Annotated in this window: 3 protein-coding genes; 2 read left to right on the top strand and 1 reads right to left on the bottom strand. The window is 67.7% G+C overall.

Annotated elements, in window-relative coordinates; all coding sequences use genetic code 11:
• The first annotated feature begins 2 nt into the window (after nt 1-2).
• Complete coding sequence (gene pip / locus AB4Y84_RS16625; RefSeq protein ID WP_442250471.1) at nt 3-923, top strand: prolyl aminopeptidase; 921 nt, start codon at nt 3-5, stop codon at nt 921-923.
• Nucleotides 924-1,167: 244 nt separating this feature from the next.
• On the opposite strand, the gene AB4Y84_RS16630 is transcribed toward pip, so the two are convergent.
• Nucleotides 1,168-2,052, bottom strand: coding sequence for a LysR family transcriptional regulator (locus AB4Y84_RS16630; protein WP_442250473.1), 885 nt, complete (start codon nt 2,050-2,052; stop codon nt 1,168-1,170).
• Between the two features lie 106 nt (nt 2,053-2,158).
• Between AB4Y84_RS16630 and AB4Y84_RS16635 the strand changes: the two genes are divergently transcribed.
• Nucleotides 2,159-3,441, top strand: a 1,283-nt coding sequence (locus AB4Y84_RS16635; protein ID WP_442250472.1) for an MFS transporter, incomplete at its 3' end; no start/stop codon positions are given.

Genomic DNA, 3,441 nt, shown 5'->3' on the forward strand with positions numbered 1-3,441 from the left:
CCATCACCCCTTACGACGTCGGCACCCTGAAGGTCGACGACCGCCACACGCTGTACTTCGAACAGTGCGGCAACCCGGACGGCAAGCCGGTGGTGATGCTGCATGGTGGGCCCGGCGGCGGCTGCAGCGACAAGATGCGCCAGTTCCACGACCCGGCCAAGTACCGCATCATCCTGTTCGATCAGCGCGGTGCCGGTCGTTCCACCCCGCACGCCGATCTGGTGGACAACACCACCTGGGACCTGGTGGCCGACATCGAGACGCTGCGCGAGCACCTCAAGGTCGATCGCTGGCAGGTGTTCGGTGGCAGCTGGGGCTCGACCCTGGCGCTGGCCTATGCGCAGACCCATCCGCAGCGCGTGACCGAACTGGTGCTGCGCGGCATCTTCATGCTGCGCCGCTGGGAGCTGGAATGGTTCTACCAGGAAGGCGCCAACCGCCTGTTCCCGGATGCGTGGGAGCACTACCTCAAGCCGATTCCGGCAGTAGAACGCCATGATCTGATCTCCGCTTTCCATCGCCGCCTGACCAGCGAAGACGAAGCAACGCGCCTGGACGCAGCCAAGGCCTGGGCAGTGTGGGAGGGCGCGACCAGCTTCCTGCACGTGGACGACGACTTCATCAACAGCCATGAAGACCCGCACTTCGCGCTGGCGTTTGCCCGCATCGAAAACCACTACTTCGTCAACGGCGGTTTCTTCGAAGTGGAAGACCAGCTGCTGCGCGACGCGCACCGCATCGCCGACATCCCGGGCGTGATCGTGCACGGCCGCTACGACGTGGTCTGTCCGCTGGCCAATGCCTGGGACCTGACCAAGGTGTGGCCGAAGGCGAAGCTGGAGATCACCCCGGCCTCGGGGCATTCGGCGTTCGAAGCAGAGAACGTCGACGCGCTGGTGCGTGCCACCGATAGTTTCGCCTGATCGGGCCGTGGTAGTGCCGGCCGCTGGTCGGCAACGCCTTACCGGTAGAGCCAGGCCATGCCTGGCTGCTTTTGCGTTGAAACGTTCATCCACGCATGGCGTGGATCTACTACGACCCAGTAGAGCCGGGCCATGCCCGGCTGCCTTTGCATCCGCGCATGGCTTGGATCTACTACGGCCCAGTAGGGCCAGGCCATGCCTGGCTGCTTTTGCATTGAAACGCTCATCCACGCATGGCGTGGATCTACCAATCCCCGGCCAACAACGCGTTGGCCAGCACCTGCAGTTTCGGTGAGTGCTGGCGCGACGGCGGGTAGATCAACGACAGCGCGCGGCTGCGGCCTTCGAACGGCTGCAGCACGCGCTGCAGGCGGCCATCGGCCAGCGCGTCGGCCACCGCGAAATCCATCACCTGCACGATGCCGATGCCCGCAATCGCTGCCTCCACCAGCGGGTCGCCGCAGTCGAACACCATCCGCGTCGGCGGCGTGACCTCGCGCAGCTGCCCGTCCTGCAGGAACTGCCAGTCCACCAGCCGGCCGCTGCGCAGGTTGCGCACCGCCAGGCAGGCATGGTTCTGCAATGCCGCCACATCGGCCGGCTCACCCTGCGCGGCCAGGTAGGCCGGGCTGGCCACGGTCACCCAGCGCAGTGGCTTCAACGGCCGCGCCACCATGCGCTGGTCAGCGATGGTGCCGGTGCGCAGGGCGGCGTCGAAGCCTTCCTCCACCAGATCCACCAGCCGGTCGCTGAGCACCGCTTCCACTTGCAGTTGCGGGTGCCGCTCCAGCAACGGCCCCAGCAACGGCACCAGCACCCTGCGCCCGAACATCGAGGGCGCGCTGATCTTCAGCACGCCCGAGGGCGTGCAGGGGCGGTCGGCCAGCAGCCGCTCGGCGTCTTCCATCCCGCACAGCAACGGTCCCACCTGCTCGACGAACTGCTGGCCATCCGGGGTCAGCGCGACATTGCGCGTATTCCGCTGCAGCAGCTTCACCCCCAGCGAGGCTTCCAGCCGGCCGATCGCGCGTGACAGCCCGGRCTGGCTCAAGCCGAGCTGGCCGGCGGCGACGGTGAAGCTGCGCGCCTCAGCCACCTGCACCAGCATGCGCACTGCATTGAGGTCCATCGAGGATCCATTCATGCGGAAAATCATGACAGAAATCGCGCTGAGGGGGTTTATTGATTCAGCTGCATCAATGAGACTGCCGTCCCCCCTCCGAACCGGGCGCCGCATGCCTCCCCTGAAATACCCGCGCTGGGCGCTGACCCTGCTGGCCACCGCGCAGCTGATCATCGCTCTGGACGCCACCATCATCTTCGTCGCCCTGCACGACATGGGCCGCGCGCTGCAGATCAATGCGCAGCAGCTGCAGTGGGTGGTCAGCGCCTATACGGTGGCCTTTGGCGGCAGCCTGCTGCTGGGCGGGCGTGCGGCCGATCTGCTGGGACGCCGCCGCTTCTACCGGCTGGGCATGCTGCTGTTCGCCCTGGCTTCGCTGCTGGGTGCGCTGGCGCCCAATGCCACACTGCTGATCGTGGCACGTGCGGCGCAGGGCATCGGTGCGGCGCTGCTGTTTCCGGCCACCCTGGCCCTGATCAATACGCTGTATGCAGAAGGCCCGGTGCGCAACCGCGCGCTGGCAATCTGGAGCATGGCCAGCGCGGCGGGCCTCGCGCTGGGGACGCTGCTGGGCGGTGTACTGACCCAAGCCTTCGGTTGGCCGGCGGTGCTGGCGGTGATCGTGCCGTTGGCCACGGCCTGTGCCGTCGCCGCGGGCGCGTGGCTGCCGGCCGATGGCCCGCGCGTGCGCGGCCGTTCCTTCGATCTGGCCGGTTGCCTCACCGTCACCGCCGGCGGCAGCCTGCTGGTCACCACCCTGGTGCAGGGGCCGGAATGGGGCTGGACCGCGCCGGCCACGCTCATCTGCCTGTTGCTGTCAGCCGTGCTGCTGACGGTGTTCGTGCAGATCGAAAAGCGCAGCCGCGACCCGCTGATGCAGTTCGCGCTGCTGCGCCTGCCGGGCCTGCGTGCAGCACTCGGCCTGACCTTCGCGTTCATGAGCAGCTATGGCGTGCAGTACTACTTCCTGGCGCTGTACTTCCAGGATGGCTATGGCTGGAGCCCGCTGCAGGCCGGCATGGCCTTCCTGCTGCCGACGCTGGTATGCACCTTCGGCATCCGCATTGCCGAGCGCATGCTGCAGCGCCGCTCGCCACGGCAGGTGCTGGCGTGGGGCTTCGCCGCCGGTGCCATCGGCATCACTGCGGTGGCGCTGGCGATGCCGCACGGCGCCAGCTACTGGCCGCTGCTGCCGGGCATCGTGGTGCTCAGCGTGGGCCAGGGCATGAGCTGGACGGCGATGTGGATCGTGGCCGGGCAGGGCGTACCGGGTCCGCAGCAGGGTGTGGCGTCCGGCATGGCCGCTACCGCACAGCAGATCGGCGGCGCGTTGGGCCTGGCAGTACTGGTGATGGTGGCAAACGCCGCACGCGGCACGCAGGCGGCAACCAGTCC

The organism is Stenotrophomonas sp. 2YAF22 (assembly GCF_052114665.1).
GTDB lineage: Bacteria > Pseudomonadota > Gammaproteobacteria > Xanthomonadales > Xanthomonadaceae > Stenotrophomonas > Stenotrophomonas indicatrix.